General features: G+C 66.2%; 16 protein-coding genes. 11 read left to right on the top strand and 5 right to left on the bottom strand.

The genetic code is table 11. The features are described 5' to 3' along the window. The first annotated feature begins 4 nt into the window (after window positions 1-4). Window positions 5-883, top strand: coding sequence for an oxygen-dependent coproporphyrinogen oxidase (gene hemF / locus ACU0B3_RS12915; protein ID WP_446261270.1), 879 nt, complete (start codon window positions 5-7; stop codon window positions 881-883). An 87-nt stretch (window positions 884-970) separates the two neighbouring features. Here hemF and ACU0B3_RS12910 read toward each other — a convergent pair whose 3' ends face one another. Beyond that, window positions 971-1411, bottom strand: a complete 441-nt coding sequence (locus tag ACU0B3_RS12910; RefSeq protein WP_446261269.1) for a nucleoside deaminase — start codon at window positions 1409-1411, stop codon at window positions 971-973. A gap of 71 nt (window positions 1412-1482) precedes the next feature. Between ACU0B3_RS12910 and ACU0B3_RS12905 the strand changes: the two genes are divergently transcribed. The 10 genes from ACU0B3_RS12905 (at window position 1483) to dtd (ending at window position 10960) form a co-directional block, all read left to right on the top strand. Next, the gene (locus ACU0B3_RS12905) at window positions 1483-2283 is read left to right on the top strand and encodes a pseudouridine synthase (protein ID WP_446261268.1); all 801 of its coding nucleotides are present in this window, start codon (window positions 1483-1485) and stop codon (window positions 2281-2283) included. Window positions 2284-2360: 77 nt separating this feature from the next. After that, complete coding sequence (locus ACU0B3_RS12900) at window positions 2361-3203, top strand: TerC family protein (protein WP_446261267.1); 843 nt, start codon at window positions 2361-2363, stop codon at window positions 3201-3203. A gap of 147 nt (window positions 3204-3350) precedes the next feature. Further along, window positions 3351-4241, top strand: coding sequence for a 5-bromo-4-chloroindolyl phosphate hydrolysis family protein (locus ACU0B3_RS12895; RefSeq protein ID WP_446261266.1), 891 nt, complete (start codon window positions 3351-3353; stop codon window positions 4239-4241). A 33-nt stretch (window positions 4242-4274) separates the two neighbouring features. Continuing rightward, window positions 4275-5474 carry a toxic anion resistance protein gene (locus ACU0B3_RS12890; RefSeq protein WP_446261265.1) on the top strand — a complete coding sequence of 400 codons (1200 nt, stop codon included), beginning with the start codon at window positions 4275-4277 and terminating at the stop codon, window positions 5472-5474. 577 nt (window positions 5475-6051) lie between these two features. Next, window positions 6052-7113 carry a DUF2927 domain-containing protein gene (locus ACU0B3_RS12885; protein WP_446261264.1) on the top strand — a complete coding sequence of 354 codons (1062 nt, stop codon included), beginning with the start codon at window positions 6052-6054 and terminating at the stop codon, window positions 7111-7113. Between the two features lie 42 nt (window positions 7114-7155). Further along, window positions 7156-8268 carry an SPFH domain-containing protein gene (locus ACU0B3_RS12880; RefSeq protein ID WP_446261263.1) on the top strand — a complete coding sequence of 371 codons (1113 nt, stop codon included), beginning with the start codon at window positions 7156-7158 and terminating at the stop codon, window positions 8266-8268. 7 nt (window positions 8269-8275) lie between these two features. After that, entirely contained in the window at window positions 8276-8689 is a 414-nt protein-coding gene (locus tag ACU0B3_RS12875) for a Rid family hydrolase (RefSeq protein ID WP_446261262.1), read from the top strand. Window positions 8690-8722: 33 nt separating this feature from the next. Further along, window positions 8723-9340, top strand: a complete 618-nt coding sequence (locus tag ACU0B3_RS12870) for a cytochrome b/b6 domain-containing protein (RefSeq protein ID WP_446261261.1) — start codon at window positions 8723-8725, stop codon at window positions 9338-9340. 61 nt (window positions 9341-9401) lie between these two features. Beyond that, window positions 9402-10520: a primosomal protein N' (replication factor Y) - superfamily II helicase gene (locus ACU0B3_RS12865; protein ID WP_446261260.1), complete on the top strand. Its 1119-nt coding sequence runs from the start codon at window positions 9402-9404 to the stop codon at window positions 10518-10520. Further along, window positions 10517-10960 (top strand): D-aminoacyl-tRNA deacylase, encoded by a 444-nt coding sequence (dtd, locus tag ACU0B3_RS12860; protein WP_446261259.1) that lies wholly within the window; start codon window positions 10517-10519, stop codon window positions 10958-10960. The genes ACU0B3_RS12865 and dtd overlap by 4 nt, the downstream gene beginning before the upstream one ends. Window positions 10961-11082: 122 nt before the next feature. Here dtd and ACU0B3_RS12855 read toward each other — a convergent pair whose 3' ends face one another. The 4 genes from ACU0B3_RS12855 to ACU0B3_RS12840 all read right to left on the bottom strand — a co-directional run bounded on the left by ACU0B3_RS12855 (window position 11083) and on the right by ACU0B3_RS12840 (window position 18769). Next, window positions 11083-12270, bottom strand: coding sequence for an HlyD family efflux transporter periplasmic adaptor subunit (locus ACU0B3_RS12855; RefSeq protein WP_446261258.1), 1188 nt, complete (start codon window positions 12268-12270; stop codon window positions 11083-11085). Further along, a complete protein-coding gene (locus tag ACU0B3_RS12850; RefSeq protein WP_446261257.1) occupies window positions 12267-14480 on the bottom strand; it encodes a type I secretion system permease/ATPase in 2214 nt (737 codons plus the stop codon). Before ACU0B3_RS12850 ends, ACU0B3_RS12855 begins: the two co-directional genes overlap by 4 nt. Next, a complete protein-coding gene (locus ACU0B3_RS12845) occupies window positions 14477-15799 on the bottom strand; it encodes a TolC family protein (protein ID WP_446261256.1) in 1323 nt (440 codons plus the stop codon). Before ACU0B3_RS12845 ends, ACU0B3_RS12850 begins: the two co-directional genes overlap by 4 nt. A gap of 96 nt (window positions 15800-15895) precedes the next feature. After that, complete coding sequence (locus ACU0B3_RS12840) at window positions 15896-18769, bottom strand: Ig-like domain-containing protein (protein WP_446261255.1); 2874 nt, start codon at window positions 18767-18769, stop codon at window positions 15896-15898. Between the last annotated feature and the right edge of the window lie 103 nt (window positions 18770-18872).

Here is an 18872-nt window from a genome sequence, read left to right as displayed (position 1 = left end):
CGCCATGACCATGCAATTCGACGCTGAAAAGACCCGCGCCAGCGCCTGGTTCCGGCAGCTCAGAGACGACATCGTGGCGGCCTTCGAAGGGCTCGAGACCAGGTATGCCGGCGAGAGCGGGCCGGGTGCCTTTGACGTCTCCGAGACGCGGCGCACGGCCGAGGATGGCAGTGACGCGGGCGGCGGGCTGATGAGCGTGATGCGCGGAGGCGCGGTCTTTGAAAAGGTCGGCGTGAACGTCTCCACAGTATACGGCACGCTTGGCGCGCGCGCGCAAAAGGCGATGGCCGCACGCGGCGTGCCGGGCATGGAGAGCGATCCGCGTTTCTGGGCCTCCGGCATCAGTCTGGTGGCGCATATGCAGAACCCGCACTGCCCGGCGGTGCACATGAACACGCGCATGTTCTGGACGCCCCATGCCTGGTGGTTCGGGGGCGGTTCGGACTTGAACCCCTGCCTCGAGTACGACGAGGACACGGCGCATTTTCACGCCACGCAAAAGGCGCATCTCGACCCGCATGGGGAGGAGCTCTACCCCAAGCTGAAGGCTTGGGCGGACGAGTATTTCTTTGTCCCGCACCGGGGTCGCGCGCGCGGGGTCGGCGGCATCTTCATGGATGATCGCAACACCGGCGACTGGGAGGCTGATTTTGCCCTGACCCAGGACATCGGGCGGGCGTTCCTGCCGGCTTACCTGCCGCTGGTCGAGAAGCGAATCGGCGATGCCTGGGGCGAGGAAGAGCGCGACGCACAGCTGCGCCACCGCGGGCTTTATGCCGAGTACAACCTTGTCTACGACCGCGGTACCAAGTTCGGGCTCGAGACCGGGCATGACGCGAATGCGGTGCTCATGTCCCTCCCGCCGCTTGCGAAGTGGAACTGACAGAGCGGAGCTGACGCGCTCTCATCTGTGGGGGCAGGCCCCCACACCCCCATCTCTTGGGGCTCTGCCCCAAACCCCGGGATATTTTTAGCCAGAAGAAGATCTGAGCTGCGCGAAAAAGGCTTTGAGTTGGGCCTCGGCTTCGGCGGCCTGGATGCCGTCGATGACTTCGGGGACGTGGTGGCATTGGGGGTGGGTGAAGAGGCGCGGGCCTTGGGCGATGCCGCCTGATTTTGGGTCGGCGGCGGCGTAGATCAGGCGGGCGAGGCGCGCGTGGCTGATGGCGGCGGCGCACATCGGGCAGGGTTCCAGCGTGACGGTAAGGGTCAGGCCGGTGAGGCGTTCGGTGCCGAGGGTCTGGCAGGCGGCGCGGATGGCGAGGACTTCAGCGTGCGCCGTGGGGTCCTTGAGGGCGCGCATCTGGTTGCGGGCCTCTGCGATGATCCGCGCGCCATCTGAGATGACGGCGCCGACGGGGACTTCGCCGTGCTTTGCAGCCTCTTCGGCCAGCGCGAGGGCGCGGGGCATGTGGCTGGCGAAGCTCTTTCCGGTGGAAGGTTGTCTGGCGCAAGTCATGGTGCGCAGGTATAGGCGAGGCCATGGCAGCTTCTCAACATCCCGGCGACCGGATCGCAAAGGTTCTCGCGCGCAGCGGCGTGGCCTCGCGCCGCGAGGCAGAGCGCATGGTTCTGGCGGGGCGCGTTGCGGTGAACGGCAAGGTCATCGACAGCCCGGCGCTCAACGTGACAGACGCGGACAAGGTGGCGGTGGATGGCAAGCTGCTCGGCGCGCCCGAGCCGGAGCGGCTGTGGCTTTATCACAAGCCGGTGGGGGTTGTGACCACGCATAAGGATCCCGAGGGGCGGCCGACGATCTTTGACGATCTGCCGGAGGGGATGCCGCGGGTGGTGAGCGTGGGGCGGCTCGATCTCAACTCCGAGGGGCTTTTGCTGCTCACCAACGACGGCGGGGTCAAGCGCAAGCTGGAGTTGCCGAGTACGGGCTGGCTGCGCAAGTACCGTGTGCGCGTGCATGGCGCGCCGACGGACGCGACCTTTGCGCCTTTGCGCGAGGGGATTACCGCCGATGGCGAGCGGTTTCAGCCGATGCAGGTCACGCTCGACCGGCAGCAGGGCGCGAATGCCTGGGTGACGGTGGCGCTGCGCGAGGGCAAGAACCGGGAGATCCGGCGGGCCATGGCGGCGGTGGACCTGAGCGTGAACCGGCTGATCCGGGTGTCCTACGGGCCGTTCCAGCTGGGGCAGCTCAAGCCCGGCGCGGTGGAGGAAGTGCGGCGCCGCGTGGTGCGCGACCAGCTGGGGCTGGAGCAGCCGCCCGAGGCCAAACCCAAACCCAGACGCGGGCCGCGACGGAGAGACGGTGGGCGAAAGTCCCCGTAAAGCCGCTCTGCCCTTTCTTGCGGCTAAGGGTTAAGCTTGGCCGGACGTAAAAAGACAAATACCCCGGGGGACCGCGCATGGCCGACCTTTTGACACCCGAGAACCTCGGCAACCTCGTGATGCTGATCTTTCTGCAGGCGGTGCTGGGGTTCGACAACCTGCTTTACATCTCGATCGAGAGCCAGCGCGCGCCGGTGGCGCAGCAGGCGGCGGTGCGGCGCTGGGGGATCATTCTGGCGGTGCTGCTGCGGATCGTGCTGCTATTTACCATGATCCAGCTGATCGACGCGCTGGCCGAGCCGTTTCACGTCTTCGAACCCGGCGGGTGGATCGAGGGGGGCGTGAACTTTGCCACCTGTGTGTTCGTCGTCGGCGGGATCTTCATCATCTATACTGCGGTGAAGGAGATCAGCCACATGCTGACAATCCATGACCTTTCGACCGATGTGGAGGCCAAGTCGGGCAAGTCCGCCGTGCAGGTCGTGATGCTCATCGTGTTGATGAACCTCATCTTTTCCTTTGACTCGGTGCTCTCGGCGCTGGCGATCACGGATGTCTTCGTGCTTTTGGCGACGGCGATCCTGCTCTCGGGCGCGGCGATGCTGCTGCTTGCGGACGGGGTCACGCGGTTTCTCGAAAAGAACCGGATGTACGAGGTGCTGGGCCTTTTCATCCTGCTGATCGTCGGGGTCGTGCTCCTCGGGGAGGCGGGTCAGGCCGCGGTGCATGGCGTCGAAAGCGTGGGTGTGCCGCATGACGAGGCCAAGGCGCTGGCGCTCAAGCTCTTTGGCTACGAGGTCATTCCGATGTCCAAGACCACCTTTTATTTCAGCGTAATTGTGCTGGTGGCGGTTGAAATCATCCAGTCGGGATACACACGTAAGCTCAACCACGAGCGCCGCACCGGCGCGCGCCACTGATCCTTGACGCCTGCGCTGGTGCGCCTAGGCTTGTCGTGACCCCCGGGGAAAGCTGCCGATGACCGGAACTGCCTTGCAAAAGATCGCCTATGTGGCGCTCATCGTCGTCCTGTTCGGTGTCAGCTCCGGCTGGCTGGGAGGGCTGTGATGGCACAGAGGTTTGGCGGCAAGTACTCCCCCGGCGGCAGCACTGAGGGCGATGAACGTCCCAGGGCGGAGGCGTTCGAGACGGCGCGTGTCGATCCGGCGGGGGCGCGGAGCAACGTGCTGTTTGTGCCTGGCGTCGTGCTGCTGTTCACCACGATCACCGATGGCGCGTTCACCATGGCGGCGGGGCTGCTTGGCGCGGCTGCGCTGACGCTGGCGGCCTGGCTCCTGCGCGACGGGCTGAGGGCGGAGGCGGAGTACCACAGCCGCAAGGTCGCCCGGCGCCCGGCCATTCCGCGCAAGATCTTTGCCAGTGCGCTGACAGGGTTCGGCGCGGCGTTTGCCGTTGTCGCACATGCCGGCGCCGCCCAGATCATCGCGCCGTTTATCATCGGGGCGGTGGCGACCGTGCTGCACGCGGCGGCCTTTGGCATCGACCCGCTCAAATCCAAAGGCATGGAGGGCGTCGACACCTTCCAGCAGGACCGGGTGGCACGCGCCGTGAAGGAGGCCGAAAGCCACTTGCGCGGCATGCAGGACGCCGTGAAACGCGCAGGAGACCGGCAGGTCGAGGCGCGGGTGGAGCGGTTCACCGACAAGGCGCGTGAGCTATTGAGGGTGGTCGAGGATGACCCCCGGGACCTCACGGCGGCCAAGAAATACATGGGCGTCTACCTGCTGGGTGCGCGCGATGCGGCGGTGAAATTCGCCGACATCTACGCGCGCAGCCGCGACACCCAGGCGCGCAGCGATTTCATGATGCTGCTCACCGATCTCGAAGAGAGCTTTGGCGACAAGACGCAAAAGCTCCTGCTCGACAACAACACCGACCTGACCGTCGAAATCGACGTACTGCGCGAGCGCCTCGCGCGTGACGGCGTGCGCCGCTGACCCCATTTCCCTTAGCTGCCAAGGAAGCTGAAGATGTCCGACACCACCCGCCAAAAGGCTCAGGAGACCCTCGCGCTTGTCGAGGAGGTCAACGCGGTCGTGCTGCCCGAGCCGGCTGACGCCAATGCCATTGTGCCGCTCGAGCAGGCCGACGCGCCCGTGGGCGCCGAGATCCGCAAGCGGATGGGCGAGATCGACATGGGCGACACGAACTCGATCGTGGCCTTTGGATCAAGCGCGCAGGCCGAGTTGCAGGAGATCAGCCAGGCGATGCTGGCGGACGTGCGCAACAAGGACGTGGGCCCGGCGGGCGACAGCCTGCGCGGGATCGTGACCACCATTCGCGGCTTTTCGGTCTCCGAGCTCGACATGCGCCGCGAGCGCTCCTGGTGGGAAAAACTGCTCGGACGCATGGCGCCCGCCGCCAAGTTCGCCGCCCGCTTCGAGGACGTACAGGGCCAAATCGACAAGATCACCGACAACCTTCTCAAGCACGAGCACACGCTTTTGAAGGACATCAAGTCGCTCGACATCCTCTATGACCGGACGCTGACCTTCTACGACGAGCTGGCGCTCTACATCGCCGCCGGCGAGGAAAAGATCAAAGAGCTCGACGCCAATGACATCCCCGCCAAGGAGGCCGAAGTGCAGGCCGCGCCCGAGGGCGAGCAGGTGATGAAGGCGCAGGAGCTCCGCGATCTGCGCGCCGCGCGGGACGATCTGGAGCGCCGGGTGCATGACCTGAAACTGACGCGGCAGGTGACGATGCAGTCGCTCCCCTCGATCCGGTTGGTGCAGGAGAACGACAAGAGCCTCGTGACCAAGATCAACTCGACCCTCGTGAACACTGTGCCGCTTTGGGAGACCCAGCTGGCGCAGGCGGTCACGATCCAGCGCTCGGCAGAAGCCGCCCGTGCGGTGCGCGATGCCAACGATCTGACCAACGAGCTTTTGACGGCCAACGCCCAGAACCTGCGCGAAAGCAACAAGATGATCCGCCAGGAAATGGAGCGCGGCGTCTTCGACATCGAGGCGGTCAAACAGGCGAACGCGGACCTCATCGGGACCATCGAGGAGAGCCTCCAGATCGCCGACGAGGGCAAGGCCCGCCGCGCCGCCGCCGAAGCCGAGCTGCAAAAGATGGAAGCCGAGCTCCGCGACACGCTGGCGGCCGCCAAGGCCAAGAAGACGGGTCTCGGCGACACTGCCGGCACCGCCGTGCCTGCCAGCTGAGGTGCAGCGGGCGGACGGATATGGTTCTGAACCGGCGCGCACTTCGGTGCGCGGCCGGGCTTTGGCTGGGTCTTGGCTGAGCCGCTGCGTGGTCCGAGCGTCTCGCAGGACTGCCGGCAACGTCGCGATGAAGACACCAGCTGCCCGTAAGGTCGGCAGTGCGGTAGAAACCGTTAAACATGCCTGCCGAGGAAAAGCGACGGACGCTGAAAACGCTTCAGCGCCGCCTTTCGCATGCAAAGTTCGAGGCACTGTCGCGTCTCAGTTGCCTGACCTTGGCCGCAACGTAGGTGACCTGTCCGTCCGTATGATCCGTTATCTGCGATGTAAGATGGGCACCGCCGCCACCGCTGTCATCGCTTTGGTACCTCCCCTCCCCCGGAAGGTGGGCACTGCCGAACGGCAGCACGCGCACCTTAAGGCTGGCACTGCCGTCACGGTTTCTACGGCCTTCGCTCCCTCCCTCCCCGGTAAGGTGGGCACTGCCGCTATTTCTTTGGCTTCGGGTCCGGCTTCCAAAGTCCGCACAAACCTTTCCCTCACCCATAAGGTAGGCAAAGCAGTTGCTTATGTGGCGATGGCACTCCCTTTCACGCCGTGCAAGAACCCCTCCCTCACCCGTAAGGTGGGCACTGCCGAACGGCATCAAGCGCCCCGTAAGGTGGGCCATGCGCAGACCAGCCGGGTCTGGCTCGCCGCAGGGGCGTGCGTGCTGCTGGCGGGGTGCGATATGGCGTCGTGGCCCACCGCCAATGCGCCCCGCAGCTCGCTCACGCCCGAAGTGCGCACGCCACAGCCGGCTCCGCCCCCGGCCCCCACAGCCCCATCCCAAGCCAGCCAGCAACTCGCCGCCTACTACGCGCGGATCGAGGCGGACCTCTTGGTACGCGGCCTCCTGCGCACCGACGGCGGCGGGATCGACACGCCCTACTCACGGCTCGACCTCGTGCGCAACTTTGAGCGCATCGCGTTCTTCGACGAATACGCGCGCGGCGGCGGTCTGCGGCAGTCCGACGGACGCGCGGGGCAGCTCAAACGGTGGGGTCAACCGGTGCGCGTAGGCGTCACCTTTGGCGCGTCCGTCCCCGACCGCGCCCGGGCACGCGACCGCAGCGAAGTCCAGCGCTACACCCAAAGGCTGGCGCGGGTCACCGGCCACCCGATCAGCTTTGGGGCGCCCGGCACCAACTTTCACGTCTTCATCGCATCCGAGGACGACCGGGCCAGCTTGCCTGCGCAGGTCCGGCAGATCGTGCCGAACATCAACCCCGCCGCGCTCGACCTCTTTGCCAACCTGCCGCGCTCGATCCACTGCTTTGTGATCGCCTTTGCCGGCGGGCCGAACCCGTTCGAGTACACCCAAGCCATCGCGCTGATCCGGTCCGAGCACCCGACCCTGCTGCGCCGCTCCTGCATCCACGAGGAGATCGCGCAGGGACTGGGCCTGGCCAACGACAGCCCCCGCGCGCGCCCGTCGATCTTTAACGACGACGACGAGTTCGCGCTGCTCACGACCCACGACGAAGAGCTGCTCGCCCTCCTCTACGACCCGCGCCTGCGCGCCGGCATGACGCTGAGCGAGGCCCGCCCCATCTACTCCGGCATCGCCACCCGCCCCACCGGCGGGCAGGCGCTTTGAGACCTTTCGACCTTTGAGTCACCACGCAGAAAGACCCGATCCATGAGTATTTTCGACTTCCTCTCCGGCCAGTTCATCGATGTCATCCACTGGACCGACGACAGCCGCGACACGATGGTCTGGCGGTTCGAGCGGCACGGGCACGAGATCAAGTATGGCGCCAAGCTGACCGTCCGCGAGGGACAGGCGGCGGTTTTCGTGCACGAGGGCCAACTGGCCGATGTCTTCACCCCCGGGCTCTACATGCTCGAGACGAACAACATGCCGATCATGACCTCGCTCCAGCACTGGGATCACGGGTTCAAATCGCCCTTCAAATCAGAGATCTATTTCGTGAACACCAACCGGTTCACCGATCTCAAGTGGGGGACCAAGAACCCGATCATGCTGCGCGACCCGGAGTTCGGCCCGACGCGCCTGCGCGCCTTTGGCACCTACACGGTCAAGGTGGCGAACCCCGCGCGCTTCATGTCCGAGATCGTCGGGACCGATGGGGAGTTCACGACGTCCGAAATCTCCTTCCAGATCCGCAACATCCTCGTGCAGGAGTTCTCGCGCACCATCGCCGCCTCGGGCATTCCCGTGCTCGACATGGCCGCCAACACCCGCGAGGTGGGCGAGCTGATCGCCAAGGCGATCTCCGGCACGATGGAGCAATACGGCCTCACTTTGCCCGAGCTCTACATCGAGAACATCTCCCTGCCGCCCGCGGTGGAAAAGGCTCTCGATGAGCGCACCTCGCGCGGGATCGCCGGCAATCTCGACGACCATATGAAATGGAAGGCCGCAGAGGCCATGACCCAGCCCGGCTCCGCCGCGGGTCAGGCCATGGGCATGGGCATGGGCGCCGGTCTCGGCATGCAGATGATGAACCAGTCCGTGCAAGGCCCCTGGGGCGCTGCGCCTCAGCCCGCCGCAGCAGCCCCTGCGCCACCTCCCCCGCCCGTCGAACACGTCTGGCACATCGCCGAGAACGGCGAGACCAAGGGTCCGTTTTCCAAAGCCCGCCTCGCCGAGATGGCCGGTTCCGGCGCTTTGAAGCGCGAGACATTCGTGTGGACCGCCGGGCAAGACGGCTGGAAGAAGGCCGAGGACGTGATGGAGCTCGCGCAGCTCTTCACCGTCATGCCGCCACCCCCGCCTCCGGGCGCCTGACGCAAAGGTGACTGACACGCGCGCCAACCGCGAGGTGATCGCCCCTGCCGCCTTGGCGGAGGCGGTTGCCGCCACGGGCTTCAGCCCCGCCGTGCGCGCCGGCGACGTCGTCTATTTCACCGGCGCCACGGGTGGCGAAGCGGACGGGACGATGCCCGAAGACGCCGCGACACAGACCCGCAACGCGCTGGAGAAGGTCCGCCTTGTGCTGGCGGAAACGGACGCAGACCTCGGCCACATCGTCGAGGTCACCGCCTATCAAACTGCCCTGCGGCGCGACTTTGCCGCCGTCGAGGCGGTGTTCCATGACGTGCTCGGCAGGCCGCTCCCTGCCTGGACCGCCGTGGGCGTGGCCGAACTCCGCCGCCCCGGCGCGGTGATCGAGCTGCGGATCGTGGCGCATGTCCCGCAGGTCTCGTGAAACTAATTGCGCCGCCCGCTCGTAGGTCCTGACATGCGCGCCGAAACCGCCATACCCCAAACGTCCCACGCACCCCGCCGAGTGCTGTTAACGGACGTTCTTGCCGGCCTCACCGCGCGCCTGCCAACCAAACGCACCACGCTCAAGCTTTTGCACTGGACGCTCCTGCCCTTCTTTGTCTGGTTCATCTTTGCCGACCCCGACGCGCTACGTGCCATGGGTCCGCGCGTCTTCCAGTTCCACTCGCTGATGGGGCTGGGCTTTGTCGTGATCGCGCTGATCTGGACGGGCTTCTACCTGCGCCATGGCCTCCTCAGCCGCCCGGGACCCAAGCTGCCGGGCTGGGCGCGCAAGGTCCATCGGGCCATGCATCACACGCTGATCTGGGGGATCTTCCTTGTCGCCTTCGGCGGCTTCCTCCTCGGCCTTACCTCGAGCTTTCTGATGAAGGCCGGCGGCTTTCTCCCCTTCGCCCCGCCGCTCAACATGCCGCAGGCCAATCACCTCATCGGCCTCGCGCACACCTATCAATTCTACGCCCTCGCCGCGCTCGGCCTCGGCCACGCAGGGTTTCACATTTGGCGCCACGTCCGGCTCAAGGACAACGCGCTCCGCATTATGGCCCCCAAGGCGCTGCACCGCTGGCTTTAACTGCCGGGCCAAAGGGGCGCTCCGCTCTGGTCCTCGCCCACGGCCCTGCTATCCTTGCCGCATGAGCGCCGAGACCCCTGCCCCGTCCATCACCCTCGAAGACCACCGCTTTCCCTGCGACAATTGCGGGGCAGACCTGCGGTTCGCGCCCGGCACGGACAAGCTCGAGTGCGACCACTGCGGCAACACCCAGACCCTCGACGGCGCCGGCCCCTGGGGACAATCCTCGATCCAGGAACTCGACTTCGAACGCGCCGTCGCCGACAAGCTGCCCCAGGCAGAGATGGAGGAGACCCGCGTCACCACCTGCCCCAACTGCGCCGCGCAAGTCGAGTTCGACGCCAACGTGCACGCCGCCGAGTGCCCCTTCTGCGCCACCCCCGTCGTGACGGACACCGGTGCGCACCGGCACATCAAACCCAAGGGCCTGCTCCCCTTCGACTTCGATGAAAGCGAGGCGCGCAAAGCGATGAACGACTGGCTGGGCGCGCTCTGGTTCGCACCTAACGGCCTGCAGGACTACGCCCGCAAGGGGCGCAAGATGCAGGGCATCTACGTGCCCTACTGGACCTTCGACGCCGATACGCAATCGGCCTATTCCGGCCAGCGCGGCACCGTCTACTACGAGACCCGCACCGTGATGCGCGACGGCAAGCACGTGCAGCAGCGCGTCCAAAAGGTGCGCTGGACCCCCAAACGCGGGCGCGTCGCAAGGTTTTTTGACGACGTGCTCGTGCTCGCCTCGCAAAGCCTGCCCAAACGCTACACCGACGCGCTCGAACCCTGGGACCTGTCGGCCCTCGAGCCCTACCGCCCCGAATTCCTCGCTGGCTTCCGCGCCGAGGGCTATACCGTCGAGCTCGAGGCCGGCTTCGCCGAGGCCCGCGCCCATATGGACCGCGTCATCGCCCGCGATGTCAAATTCGACATCGGCGGCGACCGCCAACGCATCCACCAGATCGACACCAAAGTCCGCGACGTCACGTTCAAACACGTCCTGCTGCCGGTCTGGCTCGCCGCCTACAAATACCGCGGCACGAGCTACCGCTTTGTCGTCAACGGCCGCACCGGACGCGTGCAGGGCGAACGGCCCTACTCGGCGATCAAGATCACACTCGCCGTCATCGCCGGCCTGATCGTCGCCGGCGCCATCGGCTTTGGCGTGGCGGTCACGCAATGAGGGCGCTGATCCAACGCGTCACCGAGGCCCGCGTCGACGTCGCAGGCCAGACCATCGGACGCACCGGCCCGGGCCTCCTGATCCTCGTCTGCGCCATGCCCGGCGACACCGAAGAGACGGCGACGAAACTCGCCGCCAAGATCGCCAAACTCCGCATTTTCCCCGACGAAGCAGGCAAGATGAACCTCTCGCTCGCCGCAGCTCAAGGCTCCGCCCTTGTCGTCAGCCAGTTCACCCTCGCCGCCGACACATCCCGCGGCACGCGCCCCGGCTTCAGCGGCGCCGCCAAACCGGACGTCGCCAAACACCTCTACGAACACTTCTCGGACGCCATGCGCAACCAGGGCATCCCCACCGAAACCGGTAAGTTCGGCGCCGACATGCAGGTCACCCTCACCAACGACGGCCCCGTCACCATTTGGCTCGACACCGACGCCTAGCCCGTCCCCAGCTTCTCTGGTTCAAAAATACCTCGGGGGGCCGTTCATTTGGCGCCATTGGTTCAAGCCCAATGGACGGCGGGCAGCGCCCCCATGAAAAGTAAGGTGGGCAGATGCCCACCCTACGGCTCGCGCAAAGCCTCACGCGATTTGTAGAGCGGCTTCAGCAAATACTGCAGCACTGTCTTCTCGCCCGTATGCAGCTCGACCTGCGCCTGCATCCCGGGGCGGATCTCGATGGACTGCTGGCGCTCAGTCAACTCCGAGAGGTCCACGTTCACCGTCACCTTGTAGTGCGGATCGCCGTCCGCCTCGCGCGCGCGCTCGTCCTTGAACGTGTCGGCCGAGATGAAGTCCACCCGCCCTTTCAAGGCGCCGTAGATCGTGTAATCGTAGGCCGAGAGCTTGACCGTTGCCTCCTGCCCGCGCCGCAAGCCCGCAATGTCTTCGGGGCGCACACGCGCCTCCACCCGCAGCTCGTCGCCAAGGGGCGTGATCTGCAGAATCTCCTCGCCCGGGCGCACGACGCCGCCGATCGTCGTCACGTTAAGCTTGTTCACCACGCCATGCAGCGGCGAGGTCAGCACCGTCCGGTTCAGCTGATCCTCGCTCGCCTTGAGGTTCTGGCGGAGCGTCGCCAGCTCCTTCAAGACATCCGAATATTCCTGCGCCCGCTCCAGCTCGGTCTGGGTGACCACCTCGTCGAACTTCACCTGCGCGTCGGCATGCGCTTTGCGCGCGCGGGTGACTTCGATCAGCGCGACGACCTTCTTGGCCAGCATGTCCTCGAGCAGCCCGCGCTCCTTGGCGGCCTGCGCCAGCACGCGCTGCGCCCCGTCCCGTCGGGAGACGAAATCAGACTGCCGTGCCCGCAGCAGACCACGTTCCGAGGCGACGATCTCAGGGGAGTGCTGCGCGAGGGCCTCCGGCACCTGAAACTCGGACGCGCCTTCGAGCTCTGCCTCGATCCGCAGCTGGCGCACTTGCAGCGCGACCACCTGATCCTGCAAGTCATCCACCGAGGAGCGAAACTGCGTGCCGTAAAGACGTGCCAGCACGTCGCCGGCAAGGACTTCATCGCCCTCCTGCACCAACAGCTCGCGCAGGATCCCGCCCTCGAGGTTCTGGATGATCTGCGGGCGCGAGGCGGAGATGATTTCACCGTCGGCGCGCACCACCTCGTCGAGCCAGGCAAGCGACGCCCAGACGACAAATCCCAGAACCGCCGCTCCGATCATCCAGATCAGCGCCGAAGAGCTGGCGGACCGTTCCTCAAGCTGCTCGGCAAAGTTCGTGCTGATCGCGCTCATCGGCCTACTCCTGCGGGTTGTTTCACGCCCGCCAGATGGCGCAACACCTCGTCACGCGGCCCGTCGATGGCCATCCGCCCGTTCTGCAGGATCAGCGTGCGCGCGGTCAGCGCAAGGATCGGCATGCGGTGCGTGGCGATGATCGCCGTGCGCCCCTCGAGCCACTTTTCCAGCCGCGAGACCAGCGTCTTTTCCAGCGTCTGATCGAGCGCCGCCGTCGGCTCATCGAGGAGGCACACCCGGGGGTCCTGCAGCCAGAGCCGCGCCCAGCCGATCGACTGGCGCTGCCCGACGGAAAGGCCCTGCCCGCCGTCGCCGATCTCGAGATCGAGCCCCTTGGGATGCGCCTTCACGAACTGGCCGAGCCCCGCGAAATCCAGCGCTTGCATGAGCCGCGCATCATCGCGCTCGAGGAGCGTCAGGTTGAGGTTGTCGCGGAGCGTGCCGGCAAAGAGCCGCACGTCCTGCCCGAGATACCCCACCAGACGCCGCACATCGCGCGGCGCGATCTGGCCCATGTCGGTGCCATCCAGCATGATCCGGCCCGACGACGGCGCATAGAGGCCCGAAAGCATCTTCAGCAGCGTCGACTTGCCCGAGCCGTTGGCGCCCAGCACGGCGACCTTCTGGCCCGGCTTGATCTGCACACCCGGCACGTCCACGACCGCCGGGCTCTCGTCGTCATAGGCAAACCGCACCTCGCGCAGCTCGAACGCCCCCTGCACGGTGTCGCGGCGCAGGTAGGTGCGGGTTTCGTCCTCGTCCTGCGGCGCATCCACGATCCGGTCGAGCGCGGTTAGGGCCGTCTTCACGTTGCCCCAGCGCGCCAACACGCCCGCCAGCTGCGTCAAAGGCGCGAGGGTGCGCGACGTCAGGATGCCGACGGCGATGATCGAGCCGACGGTGAACTGCCCGGCGAACACCAGATACGTCCCGGCGATCACGGCACAGACATAGGTCGCCTGCTGCACGCCCGCGCTCCAGTAGCTGAGCGTGGAGCTGAGCTTGCGCTGGTCCGAGGATTTGAGCGCCGAGAGCGCCACCAGCTCGGACCAGACCCGGCGGATGCGATCCTCCCCGCGCTGCGATTTGACCGTGTCGAGCTCGAACACCGCCTCCTGCAACACACGGCCCGACTTGATCGAGGCGCCCTGCATCTCTTCGGTGAGGCGCATCATCCGCTTTTGCATCAGGAACGACGGCAGGACCATCAGCACACCGCCCGCGATCAGCACCCACACGACGGGCCCCGCAATCGAGGAGACCAGCAGCAGGAAGATGAAGATAAACGGGATGTCCGCCAGCGTGCCAATCGTGGCGGCGGTAAAGAATTCGCGGATCGAGGAGAACTCGCGCATGGTGCCGAAAATCTCGCTCGGCGCCTTGCTGTTCATCTCCGAGCGCATGCCGAGCACGCGGTCCATGAGCATCTGTTGCAGGCTCAGGTCGATCTGACGGCCGACGTTGTCCATCAGCCGCGCCCGCGCGATCTTGAGACCCGCTTCGAGGAAGAGCGCCAAGGCGCAACCCGCCGCCAGCACCCAGAGCGTTGCGACGCTTTGGTGCGGGATCACCCGGTCGTAGACCTGCAGGCTGAAAAGGGCGACGGCGATGGCCAAAAGGTTGGCCACGAAAGAGCCTGTCGCCACCTCGAGGAAGTAGCGTTTGAAGCGGGGAAACTCCGCCCAGAACCAGTGCTTCTTGCGCTCGGCGGGCGCATGCGTGCGGGCGATGTCGTCCAGCGCCTGTTCTGCCTTGATGAGCCGCCCGGTGAAGTAGGGCATGAATTCCTTGGCAGCGACCTCGGCACGGTTGTCGGGCGCGCCGGGCTCATAGACGGTGAGCAGACCCTTGGCCTGCCCGAGCACCAGCACCACCTGACCGTTCGACATCTCCGCGAGCGCGGGCCAATCGGTCGGGGCAAGCGTCTTCATCTTGCGGACGGAGGCGCGCAGGCCGGTGGCCTTGATCCCCGCAAAGAGCGCCTCGAGCGAGGTGTCCTCGGCGCCGGATTTTGCCATCGCGTCGAGCACGTCGCGCCCCTGCGCCTCGACACCCAGAAGGCCCACGTAGGTGCGCACCAAGGCTGCACGCGCCATACGCTGGCTCGTGTGCGTGGACGTGGCCTTCGGCGGTGTGGGCGAGTTGACCGGCGGCTGGGGCGCGGCGGTCGCAATCGGGTTGAGGCTCAGCTTGGAAGGTCCGCTCATATGCTGGCTCCGTCTGCGAGCACACCCAGCTCGCGTGCAATCTCCAGCTCGGTCCGGGCGGCCTCGTAGCGCAGCTGGATGCGGCGCTCTTCGGCGGCGGCGTAGGTCTCGTAGACGCCGACGACGTCCATCACCTGCCGCGTGCCGCCCTGATATTGCGACTGGAAAAGATCGAGGTTTTTCTTGGCGTTGCGCGCCAAGGTGTCAGCTTCGGCGGATTGCCGGTGCTTGGCGGCAAGCGTCGCCTCGAGCGCGCGCACCGTGCGGGCGGCGTCCTCGCGGGCCTCGGCCACATCGCGCGCCGCGCCGTCCTCGACGGCCTTGAGCGCTTTGAGCGTGTCGCCCGTGCCAAGCCCCAAAAGCCCGTCACCCAAGGTGATCGCGCCCGAAGAGCCGTCGCCCGAGACGCTGCCCGTCGCCTTCACGCCCGGCAGGGCGCCTGCCCGGTCGAGCCGAGCCCCGGCGATCTTGCGCGCGGCTTCGGCCTCGGCCAGCAGGACAGACAGAGGCTCGGCCACGACGCCCTCGGCGTTGACCGAATTGATCCCGCGCACGTCATCAATAGGGCGCGCGGACATGGCATTGAGCTCGGCCAGCGCGGCAGCAGTCATCTCATGACCGCGTGATTGCGTGGCGCGGATTTCGGAAAGCTTGTGGCGCAACACGTTGAGGTCGGACATGTCCGACACGCCGCCTTTGACCCGCTCGTGCATGACCCACTCGAAATGCGCCATGTCCTTGAGCGAGGTGGCCGCGCGGGCGGCGGTCTCCCGACCCTCTTCGGCGGTCAGGTAAAGGCTCAGCGCCTCGTAGACGCGCTCGTTGGTGTCGTCCGAGAGCGTGACGGCGGCGACCTCGACATCGGCCTTGGCAAAGGCGCGTTCGGCCTTGAGGCGGCCATTGTCGAAAAGCACCTGCTCGATCACCAGCGAAGCAACGAAATCGCCCATCGAGCTGAGGGAGATGTTGGGTCCGATCTTGGGAAGCCAGTTCTTGGAGGCGGCGGAGGCACGCAGGCGCGCGGCCTGCAGCTCGGCCTCGGCAGCGCGCGCGCTGGCGGCCATCACCGCATCGGACACTTCCGCGTAGGGACCTGACGTGGACAGAACGGAGGGGCGGGTTTGGAGCGCGCGGATGACGGCCGACTCCTCGGCCTCCTTTTGGCGCTGTGCAGCTTCCTTGGAGATGTCCTGATCGGACGGCTCCGGCGAGGCCGACTTGAACCGGGAGACAAAGTCGCCGGCTGCGCCGCCCTCCCCGCATCCTGCGAGGGCGAGCGATGCCGCAAGGCACACTGCGCCTAGCTGTTTCCTGCCCATCTTACACACCACCCATGACCCCTACCGGAGTTCTTGTTGTGAGGGGGCGGGGGGATCTCTGCCCCCCTCGCCCGCAGTCTTGCGTGTGGTCGTACCTTAGATCGACACGTTGGTGATCTCGTCCTCCACGCGGATGGTCGAGTCGCCCATGTCGTAGACGTTGAAGGTCGTGCCAAACTCGGTCTGCTGACCGGTGAGCGTCGCGCCGGTGATCGTGACCTGGTCGTCCATGCCGCCGTAGACCGTCAGGATGTCCGAGTTCTCGGACATGGCCGTGATCTCCGCATCGGTGATCGTCAGCTCCGCCTCGTCGGCGAACTGCAGGTCGATCGCCTCGATGTTGTAATCGAGGAGCGCCGGGTTCGAGAGATCCACCACGTCGGTGCCCGCCTCGTCCAGCGCCTGATAGGTGCCGGTGAGGTTGCCCGCCTGGTCGCGTGCGATCAGCACAAGGTGCGAGCCATCCGGGACGGACTGGTCAAAGAACATGCTCGTCTGGCCGATGGCCGGGATGTCGACCTGCGTGTGCGGCACTTCGTTGATCGCGCCCGCTGCGGTCTCGACGTAGACCTCCTGGATGTCGTTGGCCGCATCGACCGAGACGCCGATGACGTTGCCTTGGAAATCCTCGGTGTAGGTCGCGACCTTGGTGGCGAAAGGCGCCTCGGTGTCGACGTGCACGCTGTCGGAGATTTGCGACACGTTGCCCGCCGCGTCAGTTGCAGTGACGGTGATGTCGGCGCTGTAATCCGCGTTCATCGCAAACGCCGACGAGGGCACCACCACCGACCAGGCGCCGGAGGCGTCCACGGTCGCAGTGTAGTCCGTTCCGTCAAAGTTCACGACCACCGACGAGCCGGCCTCCACCGTGCCGGTCAGCGTCACGCCGCCCAGCGCTTCGGAGACGTTGACCATGCCGTCGCCGGCGATGGACGAGGCCGCCATCATGCTGAGTTCGTTGACATATGTGTCGATCTGGACCGGGCGGCTGACCGAGGCGGTGTTGCCTGCGGCATCCGTCGCGGTGACCATCGCGGTCGTGTCGAACTCCTGGTTGGCGAGGCCCGCGCCGGAGAAATCGGCGCTCCACGTGCCATCGGCTGCAACTGTCGCCGCGACCGTCATGCCGGCAAAGGACACCATGACCGAAGAGCCGCCCTCGACCGTGCCGGTGAGCGTGATCACGCCTCCGCTTTCGGTCCCGTTGACGACGTCGTTGCCCGCGATGGGACCGTCGAGCGTGAGGTTCTCGACCGACGGGTCGACCATGACCGACGACGTGGCCGTCGCCGTGTTGCCCGCCGCGTCCGTCGCAGTTGCGTTGACCGCAAAGGAGCCGCTCGTGGCCGGGACCGCACTTGCCGGGAAGGACACCGTCCAGGCGCCCGAAGCCGACACCGTGGCCGGCAGCGTCACGCCGTTGAACTCTACCGACACGGACGAGCCGGGCTCGACCGAGCCGCTGAAGGCGAGCCCCTGCAGGCCCTCTTCCGCATTGACGATGCCGTCCGCGCCGCCATTGGCGTGGGTGATGTCGAAGGTGTTGACCAGAGTGTCGACGTTGATCGTGCCCGACGCGCTGCTGGAGTTGCCCGCACCGTCCGTCGCCGTGGCGGTCACCGTGACGGTGGTCTCGCCGGTCGGGAAATCACCCGGAGCAAAGGTCACCGTCCACGCGCCGTTTGCATCCACCGTGGCGGGCTGCACGACGCTGCCGACCGTGACCTCGACCGTGGAGCCGGGCTCCGCCGTGCCGTTGATCACGACGCCGTCGGCGTGTTCGGTGCCGTTCACCGTGCCGTCACCCTCGGTGGTGTCCGTGTCGATGGACACCGTGCCGATCGTGTCAATGGCAAAGGAGTCGTTGAGGGTCGTGGTGTTGCCGAACGAATCCGTGGCCACGATCACAACCGGGACGTCGAGCTCGCCGGTGGGCAGCTCGCTGCTGGCGAACTGGACCGTCCAGGTGCCGTCTGCGCCGACAACCGTGCTGTGCGTGACGCCATTTGCTGTGACGGCGATCGAGGCACCGACTTCGCCCGTGCCGGAGATGTCGATGCCGTCCGAATGGTCCGCGTCGTTCACGACGAAGCCCACCGAAGACGCGCCGCCCGTGACGGCCACGTCCGGTCCGGTCGTGTCGATGGTGACGGTGCCGCCGGTCAGCGCCGTCTCGGTGCCGTTCGGGTCGGTCACGACGGCGGTGATCGTGTAGACGCCGTCCGCCGGGAAGTCGTCGCCGTCGAAGGTCACCGTCCAGGTGCCGTCGTCGCCCACGATGGTTTCGATGGTCTTGTCGCCCACGGTGACAACCACGGTGCTGCCGGGCTCGCCGGTGCCGGTCACGTCGATCGTCTGGTCGGGTTCGGAGCCGTCGCCGCCGATGGTCACCGGATCGTCGTTGTCGATGGTCGGGGCTGCCAGTTCGTCCGAGCCGCCGCTTTCGCTGTCACCGCCGCCCAGCGCGGAGACCGCGAGGCCCGCTGCCGCGATGCCGCCCGCTGCCGTGCCAAGCCCGCCGATGCCCAGAAGGCCCGGCGCCAGCATCGACACGGTCTCACCGCCCGGCCCTGCGGCCAGAACTTCGGCGCGGTCCGCAAAGATCAGCGCGTCGTCGGCGCTCCACTTGCCCCAGACTTCGGAGGGTCCGTAGCTGGCAAAGAGCACGCCGTCCGAGCCTGTTTCGAAGAGAACTTCGCTCAGCAAGCCATCGGTCGACAGGTAAAGGCGCGTCGTCGGAACGCCGGTGTCGGCAAAGTAATCGTCGATGGTCACGACCCGGCCATCGGCCAGAGTGATCACCAGTTGGTCGCCATCGCGGAAATACCCGCGCAGATCGTTTTGGGCGAGGTTCAGCGAGACGTCATAGCCCCGGCCGCCCTGAATGATTGTTTGTTCGGCACCATCCTCGATGATGCCACGTTGCACATTGCCCGCACCTGTGCGGACGACGAAATTAATCGCGCTCATGAAACTTACCGCTCTACCTCAAGGGGCCACCTCTTCCGGGTGTGCCACGTTTTGCTCTGCATTCTGCATATCGCGGCGGGGGCGGTATCGCTAGATTTTAATG

It is taken from the genome of Pseudaestuariivita sp. (assembly GCF_052825805.1).
The sequence above is the reverse complement of the archived record's forward strand: the minus strand, read 5'-3'. Positions and strand labels throughout refer to the sequence as shown.